Genomic DNA, 12822 nt, shown 5'->3' with positions numbered 1-12822 from the left:
TCGGGTTAATCCCGAAGGATTACCCCTGCCCGTATTTCTCTAAAAGTGCTTCGGCAATGGCCAGCGTTTCCACATCTGCCACGCCGTTCCACAGCTGCGGCCTGAAGTGCATCTGGAAGACCATAATGATGCGCTTCTGCTGAGCGGGGGTGCTGTTGTCGGGAACCTCGTAACCGTAACGCGCGAGCAAATCGAGTAACGCTGCGGTCTCCACGGCCTGATACCGTGGCCGCCCGTTCATATAGAACGCCACCCGGGACGCGTCGGGCCAGGCGCCAATCCCCTGCTCTGCAAGCTCGCGCCACGGGAACAGCGGACCGGGATCGTCCTTGCGCTGAGGCGCGATATCCGCATGGGCCACCACGTTCTCGGGTTTAATGTGATAGCGGGCGATAATGTCCTTTGCGAGCGGCACCAGGGCCGCAATTTGCGCGGGTTCGAACGGGGAAAAGTGTTTTACCCCGGCCGTTTTTTGCCAGCCGCGATTCTCAAGCTCAATGCCAACCGACGTATCATTAATACGGTTGGTGCCGCGCCAGAAGCTGATACCCGCATGCCAGGCCAGTTCGTTCTCGGGAACCAGCTGCCAGATGCGCGGTTTACCGTCCGGTGCGGGCGGCTTCGCCGGGATCAAATAGTGGGAGCTGACGTTCTTGTCCGTCAGCGTGGCCAGCGAACTGTCAAAGTCATCCGCCGTATAGTGGATAACCAGCACCTTGATGCGCGGATAGGCCGCCTGCGCCTGGTGGCGGGTATCCAGTTCATAGGCGCCTTTATCCACAATGCCTTTTTCCGTGGCACACCCTGCCAGCAACAGCGCCAGCAGGAGTGTTGAAAACGCGCGTTTCATCGACGGGTTTTCACCGCCGTACCGCTTACGCTCACCATCAGCATGCTGGCATCTTTACCGACGGTTTCGTAGTCGATATCAATCCCCACGACCGCATCCGCCCCCAGTGCTTTGGCCTGTTCGCCCAGCTCCTTAAAGGCGATTTCCCGGGCTTTACGCAGCTCTTTTTCATAAGCGCCAGAGCGACCGCCGACGATATCGCGGATACCGGCAAAGAAATCGCGAAAAATGTTGGCCCCCAGAATGGCTTCGCCCGTGACCACACCGCAATACTCGGTAATCGGCTGCCCTTCCAGGGTTGGCGTTGTTGAAAACTGCATGGTTTCTCTCCTTCTTTAGCGTTCAATGCCTTAGCCCATAACTTCACCAGCATTATCGGTTCGTTACGCTATGATTGAAAGGATAGTTAATAAATAAGGAAATCAACATGCGCTACTCTGCTTTAACGCTTTTGGTGCCCTGCGCGCTGGTGCTCAGCGCGTGTACCACCACGGTCACGCCAGCCTTTAAGGATATCGGTACCCGCAGCGGCCCCTGTATAGAGGGCGGCCCGGATACCGTGGCGCAACAGTTCTATGATTATCGCATTCAACACCGCAGCAACGATCTCACCGGCCTGCGTCCGTATCTGAGCGATGGGCTGGCAAAACTGCTGAACGATGCCACGCGCGATCCGCAGCACAACGCGCTGCTGAAATCCGATCCGTTCTCCAGCCGCACGACGTTGCCGGACAGCGCCGAAGTGGCCAGCGCCTCGACCATCCCGAACACCGATGCGCGTAACATCCCCCTGCGCGTGAAGCTGACCCAGGGCACCCAAACCTGGCAGGATGAAGTGCTGATGATCCGCGAAGGCCAGTGCTGGGCGGTGGATGACGTACGCTATATCGGCGGGAGCGTTCATGCCCCGGCAGGCACGCTGCGCCAGTCGATTGAGAATCGCTAAACCCACTGTTTCAGAATTGTAAACCCCGAAAAATGTGCGGCATTTCATGCGGAATGCCGACATTTATACTCGCCGACCTTGGGCTTCGCTATTTTGTGCTATGTTTAAGGGGTATTACGGGTTATATTTAACTTTTAACGCAGAAATATTGCATAACTATTCTGTCAACGGTACTATCTGCGGCCTCAATTGCTATAGATTGCCTGGATGAGTAAAGACTGCCCCGATGAGTATTAAACTAAACGGCATTAACTGCTTCTACGGCGCACACCAGGCGCTGTTCGACATCACGCTGGAGTGCCCGGAAGGCGAAACGCTGGTTTTGCTTGGCCCAAGTGGCGCGGGTAAAAGTTCTCTTTTGCGTGTCCTTAATCTGCTTGAAATGCCCCGTTCAGGAACGCTGGCTATCGCCGGTAACCACTTTGATTTTGCGAAAACGCCGTCCGATAAAGCGATTCGTGAACTGCGTCAAAACGTTGGCATGGTCTTCCAGCAATACAACCTCTGGCCGCATCTGACCGTCCTGCAAAACTTGATTGAAGCGCCCTGCCGCGTTCTCGGTTTGAGCAAGGATCAGGCGATGGCGCGTGCTGAAAAGCTGCTGGAGCGTCTGCGCCTTAAGCCCTACAGCGATCGTTATCCGCTGCACCTCTCCGGGGGTCAACAACAGCGTGTGGCGATTGCCCGTGCGCTGATGATGGAGCCAGCGGTACTGCTGTTTGATGAGCCGACCGCCGCGCTGGACCCGGAAATCACCGCCCAGATCGTGAGCATCATTCGTGAGCTGGCGGAAACCAACATTACTCAGGTCATCGTCACCCATGAAGTGGAAGTGGCGCGTAAAACCGCCAGCCGTGTGGTCTACATGGAAAACGGGTATATCGTTGAGCAAGGTGATGCGAGTTGCTTTACCAACCCGCAAACCGATGCCTTCAAAAACTACTTATCTCACTGAGAGTGCCAGGGAAAATGATAATGAAAAAAGTATTGATTGCCGCGCTGCTCGCTAGCGTCAGCCTTTCCGCTACCGCAGCCCAGACCATCCGTTTCGCCACCGAAGCGTCCTATCCTCCGTTTGAATCTATCGATGCCAACAACAAGATTGTGGGCTTCGATGTCGATCTGGCTAACGCGCTGTGTAAAGAGATCGACGCGACCTGTACCTTCAGCAACCAGGCGTTTGACAGCCTGATCCCAAGCCTGAAGTTCCGCCGTATCGACGCCGTGATGGCCGGTATGGACATCACCCCAGAGCGTGAAAAGCAGGTGCTGTTCACCACGCCGTACTATGACAACTCCGCCCTGTTTATTGGTCAGAAAGGGAAATTTACCTCTGTTGACCAGCTGAAAGGCAAAAAAGTGGGCGTACAGAACGGCACCACGCACCAGAAATTCATCATGGATAAACATCCGGAAATCACCACCGTGCCTTACGACAGCTACCAGAACGCGAAGCTGGATCTGCAGAACGGCCGTATCGATGGCGTGTTTGGTGACACCGCGGTAGTAACCGAATGGCTGAAAGCCAACGATAAACTCGCGCCAGTGGGCGACAAAGTGACCGATAAGGACTACTTCGGCACAGGTCTGGGGATTGCCGTTCGTCAGGGCAACACTGAGCTGCAGCAGAAATTTAACGCTGCGCTGGAAAAAGTGAAGAAAGACGGCACCTACGAAACCATCTATAAAAAATGGTTCCAGAAGTAATTCCTGATGAATGAAATTCTTCCTTTAGCAAGCGCCGCCGGGATGACCGTCGGCCTTGCCGTTTGCGCACTGATTATCGGCCTGGTGCTGGCGATGTTCTTTGCCGTATGGGAATCTGCAAAGTGGTTCCCTGTCGCCTGGACTGGCTCCGCGCTGGTCACCGTGCTGCGTGGGCTACCGGAGATTCTGGTGGTCCTGTTTATCTATTTCGGTTCCTCACAGCTGCTGCTGACGCTGTCGGACGGCTTTACCCTCAATCTTGGCGTCGTGCAGATCCCGGTGCAGATGCAGATTGAAAACTTCGACGTCAGCCCGTTCCTCTGTGGCGTCATTGCCCTTTCCCTGCTCTATTCTGCGTACGCGTCGCAAACCCTGCGCGGTGCGCTGAAAGCGGTACCGCAAGGACAATGGGAGTCTGGCCAGGCGCTGGGAATGTCGAAAGCGGCGATCTTCTTCCGCCTGGTGATGCCGCAGATGTGGCGTCATGCCCTGCCGGGTTTAGGGAACCAGTGGCTGGTGCTGCTGAAAGATACGGCGCTGGTGAGCCTGATAAGCGTTAACGATTTAATGCTGCAGACCAAAAGCATCGCTACCCGCACCCAGGAGCCGTTTACCTGGTACATTGTGGCGGCGGCTATCTACCTGGTGATCACGTTGCTGAGTCAGTACATCCTTAAGCGTATTGACCTGCGTGCGACGCGCTTTGAACGGAGACCAGGCTGATGCTGGACTATTTACCCGAGCTGATGAAAGGGCTGCACACCAGCCTGACGTTGACCGTGGCGTCCATCATCGTGGCGCTGATCCTGGCGCTGATCTTTACCATCATCCTGACGCTGAAAACGCCGGTGCTGGTGTGGATTGTGCGCGGCTATATCACCCTCTTTACCGGTACGCCGCTGCTGGTGCAGATCTTCCTGATTTACTACGGCCCGGGCCAGTTCCCGTCGCTGCAGGAGTATCCGGTTATCTGGCATCTGCTCTCTGAGCCGTGGCTGTGTGCCCTGATCGCCCTTTCACTGAACAGCGCCGCCTACACCACTCAGCTGTTCTACGGAGCGATCCGCGCCATTCCGGAAGGACAATGGCAGTCCTGCGGCGCGCTCGGTATGAGCAAAAAAGATACGCTGGCCATTTTGCTGCCGTACGCCTTTAAGCGTGCCCTCTCCTCTTACTCCAACGAAGTGGTGCTGGTGTTCAAGAGTACCTCGCTGGCCTACACCATTACCCTGATGGAAGTGATGGGCCACGGGCAACTGCTCTATGGACGCACCTACGATGTGATGGTGTTTGGCGCGGCAGGCGTGGTGTATCTGGTGGTTAACGGACTGTTGACGCTGATGATGCGCCTGATCGAGCGTAAAGCGCTGGCATTTGAGCGCAGAAATTAATCACTTAAATGCATAAAACGGTATTGATAAAGCGGGTAACCTGATGGGTTATCCGCTTTTTTTTATTTCACTATAAATATTTAATCATTTATATTGAATATAAATTCATTAAATGGCATTGTACCTTCATAAGACCTACAGACGGGAGTATTACAATGAAAAAGTTAGTTCTGGCCGCATTACTGGCAACGTTTGCCGCAGGCGCAACGGCTGCCGATAAAATCAATTTCGGCGTTTCTGCCACGTATCCACCATTTGAATCGCTGGATGCCAGCAACCAGATCGTGGGTTTTGATATCGATCTGGCGAAAGCGCTGTGCAAACAGATGCAGGCCGACTGCACCTTTACCAACCATGCCTTTGACAGCCTGATCCCGTCCCTGAAATTTAAAAAATACGACGCGGTGATCTCCGGTATGGACATCACGCCAGAGCGTAGCAAGCAGGTGGCCTTCACCGACCCGTACTACGCCAACTCGGCGGTGGTCATTGCGAAGAAAGGGGCTTATAAATCCTTTGATGAGCTGAAAGGCAAACGCATCGGGATGGAAAACGGCACCACGCACCAGAAATACCTCCAGGACAAGCATCCTGAAGTGAAAACCGTGGCCTATGACAGCTACCAGAACGCGATTATCGACCTGAAAAACGGCCGTATTGATGGCGTATTTGGTGACACCGCGGTCGTCAACGAATGGCTGAAAACCAACCCGCAGCTCGGTACGGCAACCGAAAAAGTGACCGATCCGCAGTACTTCGGCACGGGTCTGGGCATTGCGGTGCGTCCGGATAACAAAGCGTTGCTGGCAAAACTGAACGGCGCGCTGAAGGCGATTAAAGCTGACGGTACGTATCAGAAAATCAGCGATCAGTGGTTCCCGCAGTAACTTTTTTTGCCGGGTGACGGCTTCGCCTTACCCGGCCTACGGGGGGAGTTGTAGGCCGGGTAAGCGCAGCGCCACCCGGCACTCTCTCACAACGGCACGAAGAACCTGAATCGCGCCCCGCTCACCGACTCCATCAGCCTGATCCCTCCCCCGTGTAGTTCCAGCATCCGTTTGACAATCAACAGCCCTAACCCACCGCGATTCTCCCGCGATGCTTGCGGATTCAACGCTGAAGGCCGCTGGAACAGATCGTCGCGCAGCGCGGCATCCACACCGGTTCCTGAATCGGCCACCTCAACCTGTAGCTTTTCATTCTCCTGCCATACGGCGAGACGGATCTTGCCGCCGGTGGGGGTATGGCGGATGGCGTTATCCAGCAGATTGGTCACCACGCGCTCTATCATCGAGACATCGGCATACACCAGCGGCAGCGGCCCGGGAACGTCTATCTGGAGCTGAAGCTCGCGCGTGCGCGCCGTGAGCTCAAACTTTTGCGCCACGTCGGAAATAAGCTCTCCCATCGCAAAACGCTCGCGCTGGGGCTTGATGCCGCCGTGCTCAAGACGCGCAAGCTCAAACAACTGCTGTGACAGATGACGCACCTTTTGCCCCTGACGCAACGCCGTGGCGAGGTATTGCTGATGCTCCTGCGGCGTAAGGGTGGCGGATTTCAGCGACAGCGTTTCCAGATAGCCCAGCAGCGAGGTCAGCGGCGTGCGTAAGTCGTGGGAAATATTGGCGATAAACTCCCGGCGCTGGCGGTCGCTGTCGGCCAGTTGATCCCACTGGTGGGTGATTTTGCGTGCCAGCTCGATAAAATTGTTACGCAGGAGCGCCACTTCATCTTTTGCTGCCACATCCGGCTGTTGGACCGCCAGCGCGCGTATCGCGCTCATGCTGTCATGCTCCAGCCCGGCCACTTCACGCGTCAGCCGTTTAACCGGACGCGTGACCCAGTACCAGATCAGTAAGCCCGCCAGCAGGCCAAACAGCGCCACCCACAGCATTGACCAGAGCACCGTACTCCACAGCGCCTTGTGCCAGGCCATGTCCGCCAGCGCGTTCGACTCCTCGCCCTGTAAAATAATATACAGATAGCCTTTAAGCTCGCCGTCCTGACGTAACGGCGTCGCGCTGAACACTTTCTTGTTCTGGCTACGCGGATCGTCGCCAAAAACCGGCATGGCCGCACCGCTGAGGAACTCCTGTACCGGCGCGAGATTGATGCTTTGTCGCTGAATATGGCCAGGCGGGGCGGCATCGGCCAGAATATCGCCATCCGGGGAGACGACGTACAGTTCCACGCTCGGGTTGAAGGTCATCAGCCTGTCAAAGAGCGGTTTCAGCGCGGTACGGTCGACCCTGCCCTGGGCGTTCAGAATTGGTTCGCGCTGCACGATCTGTTGCGCCAGGCCGCCAGAGAGACGCTGAACCATGGCGTTACCATACTGCATGCTGCTGTAGAGCTGGACGGCGCAGGCGACGGCGGCACAGAGCATCATCAATAAAATGAACAGCAGCGTCAGGCGCTGGCTCAGGCTAAAGCGGCGCATCATGGTGCGGCTCCGCAAATTTATAACCTTTGCCCCAGACGGTGCGAATGATCTCCGGCTCGGCAGCGTCTTTTTCAATCTTGATGCGCAGGCGGTTGATATGGGTGTTAACGGTATGCTCGTAACCTTCGTGCTGATAGCCCCACACCTGCTCCAGCAGCGCCAGACGCGAGAAGACCTCGCCAGGATGGCGGGCAAAGAAGTACAGCAGCTCAAACTCGCGCGGGGTGAGATCCACTATCTGGCCGTGAAGCAGCACGCTGCGGGCCAGCGGGTCGATCGTCAGGCCATGCGCCTGAATATTCCCGGCACTCTGCGCCTGCCCCATCGCCTGCTGGCGGCGGAACAGCGCCTTAATGCGCGCAATCAGCTCCTGCACCGAGAACGGTTTTGCCAGATAATCATCCGCGCCGGTTTCCAGGCCGGTGATCCGATCGGTTTCGCTGCTGCGGGCGCTAATAATGATCACCGGCAGGTAGCGGGTCATCTGGCGAATACGACGGCAAATCTCCAGGCCGTCGACGTTGGGGAGCATGAGATCGAGGATCACCGCGTCCCACGGCTGTTTTTCAAGACACTGTAACGCGTTGCCGCCGTCGGGCTCGTGGGTGATGATGTAGCCTTCATCTTCTAAATTGAGTCGCAGAAGTGCCGCGATATCGTGGTCATCTTCCACCAGCAGGATCTGCTTCATGGGTAAGCCTTATTTCATCTCTTATGACGTAAGCTTACCTGATTTCGCAGGGTTGAAGAGTTCACATTTTGTTGAAGATTTTGCGGATGTCATGCCGGGTGGCGGCTACGCCTTACCCGGGATGCGGGTTAACAACGTCAACACTTCATAATGCGCGGTATGCGGGAACATATCGAAAAGCTGAACGCGTTCAATGCGGTAGCCCGGCAGGTGAGCGATATCTGTCGCCATGGTACGGGCGTTGCAGCTGGAATAAATAATGTAATCCGGCGCCATCTGGCTCAGATAATCGCACAGCGCCTTGCCAATGCCCCGGCGCGGCGGGTTGACCAGCACCAGCTCCGGTACGTTGCCCTGGCCGGTCGCGAACTGCGTGGAGTCCAGCGCCTGGAAGTGCAGATTGGTTAATCCGAGCTCAGCGGCAGACTGTTTCGCGCAGGCAATCGCTTCGGCGGCGATCTCAATCCCGGTCAGCTGCATCTCAGGCGTGGCGCAGTGCAGACCAAAGCCCCCGACACCGCAGAACAGATCCCACATATGATGGATGTTTAACGCCCTCACCCAGTCGCGGGCGGTGGCATATAACGCACTCGCCACCGTCGGGTTGGTCTGGAAGAAACTTTGCGGGCGGATCCACAGCGGCACGTTGTTGAACGTTTCCGCCAGCGCATGCTGCCCGGTGAAGAAGATCTCCGTCTCCCCCTCCATAATCGCCATATGCACCGGCTGAATATTGGCGGTAATGACCTTCAGCTGCGGAAGCTGCACCTGCAGCCACGGCAGCGCCGCGCGCAGTTGTTCCAGCTTGGCTTGCGAGCGCAGCACGAAACGCAGCATCATACCGCCGTCCATCTGGCTCTCGGTCAGGAGGAGATATTTCAGCTCGCCGCGCTTACGGGCGACGTTATAAGGCGTTAACCCCGCGCGGGCAATAAACGGTTTGAGTGCCGCGAAGACCGGCTCAAACGAGGCAGGATAAAGCGGGCAGCCGGTGAGATCTTCCGGCGTGCCGTCGCGATGCAGCATGCCCAGCAGCGGTTTTTCTACGCTGCCGCTGACCACCATTTTGGCTTTATTACGAAAACCCTGCTCCGGGCCGCTGACGGGGGCGCACCACTCGCCCACCGCATGTTCAGCCAGCAGCTGTTGCAGGTCGGCCATTTTGGCGGTGAGTTGTTGAGAGACCGGCTGTTCTATCCACTGACAGGAGCGGCAGCGTCCGGCGTCATAGAGTGCGCACTGCATAGGAAAACCTTAAGAATAACGAGGGCTGCGATTATACACATTATTGCAGGCGGAAGAACCGCCGGCTTGAAGCTGGAGCAAAGAGCAGCAGGAGCACCAGCATATCGGGTAATTTCTGCATGACCAGCGCATGGAAGATCTCACGTTTGGATCCACCGGCAATGCTGAACAGCTCCGGATAGCCATAGCCCAGCGAGGCGGCCCACAGATAGCTGGCGGCGGTCACCTGCGTCAGCAGATAGACCCAGCGCGCCCAGTTGCGCCCTTTAACCAGCGAAAACGCGCAGTAGATTTCGATAAACACCAGCACAAGGCTGCTGAGGAATACCAGCGTGAGGTTCCAGGTTTGCACGCTGCGGTGAATGAACTCACCGATGCCGCGCGCCCCCAGGGTGTTGAGGATCATCAGTACATCAAGACAGCGGATCATAATAATAGCGAGCGCCGCCACCTGCACCAGCGCAGGTACGTTTGGACGAGCGTGCGTAAGACGTGATTTTTTTAATAATCCCAATGTTTTACTTCCCTGAAAAACAGTGCCGCGTCATGCGCGGCACATCACTGGAAATAATAATTCCTTCAGCCGCGTCTTGCACGCTGGATATCGCGCACGCGCTGCTTTTCCGCGCGCGCCATCAAATACCAGGCGATAAATCCGACAATTCCGACCACGCCGAGGATAATCGACGCCAGGGCGTTGATCTCCGGGTTCACCCCCATGCGCACGCTGGAGAAGACCAGCATTGGCAGCGTCGTCGCCCCTGGCCCGGAAACAAAGCTGGCGATCACCAGATCGTCGAGCGACAGGGTAAAGGCCAGCAGCCAGCCGGAGATCACCGCAGGCATAATCATCGGCAGCGTGATGATGAAAAAGACCTTCACCGGCGTGGCACCGAGATCCATCGCCGCCTCTTCAATGGAGCGATCCAGCTCGCGCAGACGCGAGGAGATGACCACCGCCACGTACGCGGTACAGAAGGTCACATGCGCCAGCCAGATGGTGAGCATGCCGCGATCCGCAGGCCAGCCAATGGCATGCGCCAGCGCCACAAACAGCAGCAGCAGCGATAGGCCTGTGATCACGTCCGGCATCACCAGCGGCGCGGTGATCATAAAGGCAAAGCCGTTCGAGCCGCGAAAACGCCCGAAGCGCACCATCACCAGCGCGGCAATCGTGCCCAGCACGCAGGCCATTGTGGCCGCCAGCGCCGCGATGGTCAGGCTCAGCCCCACCGCGCTCATCATCGCATCGTCGTGAAACAGTTCGCTGTACCAGCGCGTCGACCAGCCAGCCCATACGGTGACCAGTTTGGAGCTGTTGAACGAGTAGATCACCAGCATCAGCATCGGCGCATACAGGAAGGTAAAGCCGATCACCAGGATCGCAATTCGCCACGGAGAGCGCACTACCGGTAAGTTGTTCATCCGTGGTCTCCCATCTGTTTCTGCTGATGCTTGTGGAACCACATGATCGGCACGATCAGCAGCAGCAACATCACGATCGCCACCGCGGAGGCTACCGGCCAGTCGCGGTTATTGAAGAACTCCTGCCACAACACGCGGCCAATCATGATGCTGTCCGGGCCGCCGAGCAGTTCCGGGATCACAAACTCCCCAACCGCCGGAATGAACACCAGCATCGACCCGGCGATAATCCCGCCTTTGGTCAGCGGCACAATCACGCTGAAGAAAGTCTTCAGCGGACGGGCGCCCAGATCCAGCGAGGCTTCCACCAGCGAGTAGTCGATACGCGTCAGCGCCGTATAGATCGGCAGCACCATAAACGGCAGGTAGGCATATACAATCCCGATATAGACCGCGAGATTGGTGTGCAGAATAGTCAGCGGCTGATCGATAACCCCTAACCACATCAGGAAGTTATTCAGCACCCCGTTATTTTTCAGGATCCCCATCCACGCGTAGACGCGGATCAGGAACGAGGTCCACGACGGCAGAATCACCAGCAGCAGCAGAATGTTGCGCGTCGAGGGCTTACTGTGCGCCACCGCCCATGCCAGCGGGTAGCCCATCAGCAGACAGCAGAGCGTGGAGATGGCCGCCACCTGCAGCGACTGCAGGTAGGCTTCGACATAAAGCGGATCTTCCGTCAGCTGCAGGAAGTTGCCAAGGTTAAGCGTCAGCGTCAGCTGTCCGTCTGCCCAGTCCAGCAGATTGGTGTAGGGCGGGATCGCCCGCGCCATTTCCGCCAGGCTTATCTTGAAAACGATCAGGAACGGCAGCATGAACAGCAGGATCAGCCACACGTAAGGCATGGCAATCACCAGCTTGCGGCCGTGGTTCATCTGCATGCGCGCCAGCCAGTGCGCAAAGCCGCCCGGTTTTTCGACGCGGGCTGGCGGTTCAAGTGTACTCATTGGCCGCTCCTTATACCGTCAGCACGACACAACTGTCCGCATCCCAGCACAGACGCACTTCGTCGCCCCAGGTCGGCAGTCCTTTACGGTAGCGATGTTCGTTTTGCAACTGGGCGCTGAGCATCTGCCCGCTCTTCAGACGGACGTGGTAGATAGAGAGATCGCCCAGATAGGCAATGTGCACCACTTCGCCCACGGCAAAGTTAAAGCCATCGGCCGGAGGATCTTCACAGAGCATGATTTTCTCCGGTCGCAGGGCGATATAGACCGGCACGTTGTCTACCACGGAGTTATCCGGGTCGACCTTCAGCGGATGCTGCAGCCCCGGCGATTCGATGATCAGCCCGTCTTCTTCACGCGCTTTCAGCAGCCCTTCAAAAACATTCACCGAGCCGATGAACTCCGCGCTGTAGCGGGTAGTCGGGTGTTCATAAATCTCTTCCGGCTCGCCAATCTGTACGAACTTACCGCGGTTCATGATCGCGATACGCCCGGCCATGGTCATGGCCTCTTCCTGGTCGTGGGTGACCATCACGCAGGTCACGCCTACGCGTTCGAGGATATCCACCACTTCGAGCTGCATACGGTCGCGCAGTTTTTTATCCAGAGCACCCATCGGCTCATCAAGCAGCAGCAGTTTCGGGCGTTTCGCCAGGCTTCGGGCCAGTGCCACGCGCTGACGCTGACCACCAGAAAGCTGGTGCGGTTTACGCTTCGCGAACTCCTGCATGTGCACCAGACTCAGCATCTCCGCCACACGCGCGGTGATTTCGGCTTTTGGCAGCTTGTCCTGCTTCAGGCCAAACGCGATGTTCTGCTCCACCGTCATATGCGGGAACAGTGCGTAAGACTGGAACATCATGTTAATCGGACGCTGATACGGCGGTACGCTGGAGAGATCCACGCCATCCAGCACAATCTGCCCGGCGGTAGGTTGTTCAAACCCGGCCAGCATGCGCAGCAAGGTTGATTTACCGCAACCAGACGCCCCGAGAAGGGCAAATATTTCGCCTTTGTAGATAGTCAGGCTGACGTCGTCCACGGCATGCTGGCCATCGAAAGATTTGGTGAGGTTACGAATTTCAAGTAGCGGGGTCAGCGCTTTACGGACTTTCGCCTGCGGGCGGGGGATCGCGTCATTCACGGGGTGTTCTCCGGCATAGATCAAAACTGG

Annotated in this window: 15 protein-coding genes; 6 read left to right on the top strand and 9 right to left on the bottom strand. The window is 56.9% G+C overall.

Going from position 1 to position 12822, the window contains the following annotated elements; genetic code table 11:
* Positions 1 to 19: 19 nt before the first annotated feature.
* The gene (locus ACQG22_RS07390; protein ID WP_013097358.1) at positions 20 to 850 is read right to left on the bottom strand and encodes an N-acetylmuramoyl-L-alanine amidase; all 831 of its coding nucleotides are present in this window, start codon (positions 848 to 850) and stop codon (positions 20 to 22) included.
* Entirely contained in the window at positions 847 to 1170 is a 324-nt protein-coding gene (locus ACQG22_RS07385; RefSeq protein WP_006174327.1) for a heavy metal-binding domain-containing protein, read from the bottom strand. Before ACQG22_RS07385 ends, ACQG22_RS07390 begins: the two co-directional genes overlap by 4 nt.
* Positions 1171 to 1277: 107 nt before the next feature.
* Between ACQG22_RS07385 and ACQG22_RS07380 the strand changes: the two genes are divergently transcribed.
* The 6 genes from ACQG22_RS07380 to artJ all read left to right on the top strand — a co-directional run bounded on the left by ACQG22_RS07380 (position 1278) and on the right by artJ (position 5781).
* Positions 1278 to 1796, top strand: a complete 519-nt coding sequence (locus tag ACQG22_RS07380) for a lipoprotein (RefSeq protein WP_013097359.1) — start codon at positions 1278 to 1280, stop codon at positions 1794 to 1796.
* Between the two features lie 226 nt (positions 1797 to 2022).
* Entirely contained in the window at positions 2023 to 2751 is a 729-nt protein-coding gene (artP, locus tag ACQG22_RS07375) for an arginine ABC transporter ATP-binding protein ArtP (RefSeq protein ID WP_013097360.1), read from the top strand.
* A 20-nt stretch (positions 2752 to 2771) separates the two neighbouring features.
* Entirely contained in the window at positions 2772 to 3503 is a 732-nt protein-coding gene (gene artI, locus ACQG22_RS07370; RefSeq protein WP_020689903.1) for an arginine ABC transporter substrate-binding protein ArtI, read from the top strand.
* A 6-nt stretch (positions 3504 to 3509) separates the two neighbouring features.
* Positions 3510 to 4226, top strand: a complete 717-nt coding sequence (artQ, locus tag ACQG22_RS07365; RefSeq protein ID WP_013097362.1) for an arginine ABC transporter permease ArtQ — start codon at positions 3510 to 3512, stop codon at positions 4224 to 4226.
* Complete coding sequence (gene artM / locus ACQG22_RS07360) at positions 4226 to 4894, top strand: arginine ABC transporter permease ArtM (protein WP_013097363.1); 669 nt, start codon at positions 4226 to 4228, stop codon at positions 4892 to 4894. Before artQ ends, artM begins: the two co-directional genes overlap by 1 nt.
* A 155-nt stretch (positions 4895 to 5049) precedes the next feature.
* Positions 5050 to 5781, top strand: coding sequence for an arginine ABC transporter substrate-binding protein ArtJ (artJ, locus tag ACQG22_RS07355; RefSeq protein ID WP_013097364.1), 732 nt, complete (start codon positions 5050 to 5052; stop codon positions 5779 to 5781).
* An 86-nt stretch (positions 5782 to 5867) separates the two neighbouring features.
* On the opposite strand, the gene ACQG22_RS07350 is transcribed toward artJ, so the two are convergent.
* The 7 genes from ACQG22_RS07350 to potG all read right to left on the bottom strand — a co-directional run bounded on the left by ACQG22_RS07350 (position 5868) and on the right by potG (position 12792).
* Positions 5868 to 7337, bottom strand: a complete 1470-nt coding sequence (locus ACQG22_RS07350) for a sensor histidine kinase (RefSeq protein ID WP_047024171.1) — start codon at positions 7335 to 7337, stop codon at positions 5868 to 5870.
* Entirely contained in the window at positions 7321 to 8028 is a 708-nt protein-coding gene (locus tag ACQG22_RS07345) for a response regulator transcription factor (RefSeq protein ID WP_029883196.1), read from the bottom strand. The genes ACQG22_RS07350 and ACQG22_RS07345 overlap by 17 nt, the downstream gene beginning before the upstream one ends.
* A gap of 105 nt (positions 8029 to 8133) precedes the next feature.
* Positions 8134 to 9273, bottom strand: coding sequence for a 23S rRNA (uracil(747)-C(5))-methyltransferase RlmC (gene rlmC / locus ACQG22_RS07340; RefSeq protein ID WP_058660317.1), 1140 nt, complete (start codon positions 9271 to 9273; stop codon positions 8134 to 8136).
* Between the two features lie 40 nt (positions 9274 to 9313).
* Positions 9314 to 9787, bottom strand: a complete 474-nt coding sequence (locus ACQG22_RS07335; protein WP_020689898.1) for a YbjO family protein — start codon at positions 9785 to 9787, stop codon at positions 9314 to 9316.
* Between the two features lie 65 nt (positions 9788 to 9852).
* Positions 9853 to 10698 carry a putrescine ABC transporter permease PotI gene (gene potI / locus ACQG22_RS07330; protein ID WP_013097369.1) on the bottom strand — a complete coding sequence of 282 codons (846 nt, stop codon included), beginning with the start codon at positions 10696 to 10698 and terminating at the stop codon, positions 9853 to 9855.
* A complete protein-coding gene (gene potH / locus ACQG22_RS07325) occupies positions 10695 to 11648 on the bottom strand; it encodes a putrescine ABC transporter permease PotH (RefSeq protein WP_020689896.1) in 954 nt (317 codons plus the stop codon). Before potH ends, potI begins: the two co-directional genes overlap by 4 nt.
* A 10-nt stretch (positions 11649 to 11658) precedes the next feature.
* On the bottom strand, positions 11659 to 12792 hold the full coding sequence (gene potG / locus ACQG22_RS07320) for a putrescine ABC transporter ATP-binding subunit PotG (protein WP_013097371.1): 1134 nt from the start codon (positions 12790 to 12792) through the stop codon (positions 11659 to 11661).
* Between the last annotated feature and the right edge of the window lie 30 nt (positions 12793 to 12822).

Source organism: Enterobacter cloacae complex sp. 309I3 (genome assembly GCF_050031595.1).
GTDB classification, from domain to species: Bacteria; Pseudomonadota; Gammaproteobacteria; order Enterobacterales; family Enterobacteriaceae; genus Enterobacter; species Enterobacter cloacae.
This window is presented reverse-complemented; position numbering and strand designations above follow the sequence as displayed.

Coding starts and splice junctions, on each gene's coding strand:
- ACQG22_RS07390 (WP_013097358.1), bottom strand. CDS start 850: ATGAAACGCGCGTTTTCAACACTCCTGCTGGCGCTGTTGCTGGCAGGG.
- ACQG22_RS07385 (WP_006174327.1), bottom strand. CDS start 1,170: ATGCAGTTTTCAACAACGCCAACCCTGGAAGGGCAGCCGATTACCGAG.
- ACQG22_RS07380 (WP_013097359.1), top strand. CDS start 1,278: ATGCGCTACTCTGCTTTAACGCTTTTGGTGCCCTGCGCGCTGGTGCTC.
- artP (WP_013097360.1), top strand. CDS start 2,023: ATGAGTATTAAACTAAACGGCATTAACTGCTTCTACGGCGCACACCAG.
- artI (WP_020689903.1), top strand. CDS start 2,772: ATGAAAAAAGTATTGATTGCCGCGCTGCTCGCTAGCGTCAGCCTTTCC.
- artQ (WP_013097362.1), top strand. CDS start 3,510: ATGAATGAAATTCTTCCTTTAGCAAGCGCCGCCGGGATGACCGTCGGC.
- artM (WP_013097363.1), top strand. CDS start 4,226: ATGCTGGACTATTTACCCGAGCTGATGAAAGGGCTGCACACCAGCCTG.
- artJ (WP_013097364.1), top strand. CDS start 5,050: ATGAAAAAGTTAGTTCTGGCCGCATTACTGGCAACGTTTGCCGCAGGC.
- ACQG22_RS07350 (WP_047024171.1), bottom strand. CDS start 7,337: ATGATGCGCCGCTTTAGCCTGAGCCAGCGCCTGACGCTGCTGTTCATT.
- ACQG22_RS07345 (WP_029883196.1), bottom strand. CDS start 8,028: ATGAAGCAGATCCTGCTGGTGGAAGATGACCACGATATCGCGGCACTT.
- rlmC (WP_058660317.1), bottom strand. CDS start 9,273: ATGCAGTGCGCACTCTATGACGCCGGACGCTGCCGCTCCTGTCAGTGG.
- potI (WP_013097369.1), bottom strand. CDS start 10,698: ATGAACAACTTACCGGTAGTGCGCTCTCCGTGGCGAATTGCGATCCTG.
- potH (WP_020689896.1), bottom strand. CDS start 11,648: ATGAGTACACTTGAACCGCCAGCCCGCGTCGAAAAACCGGGCGGCTTT.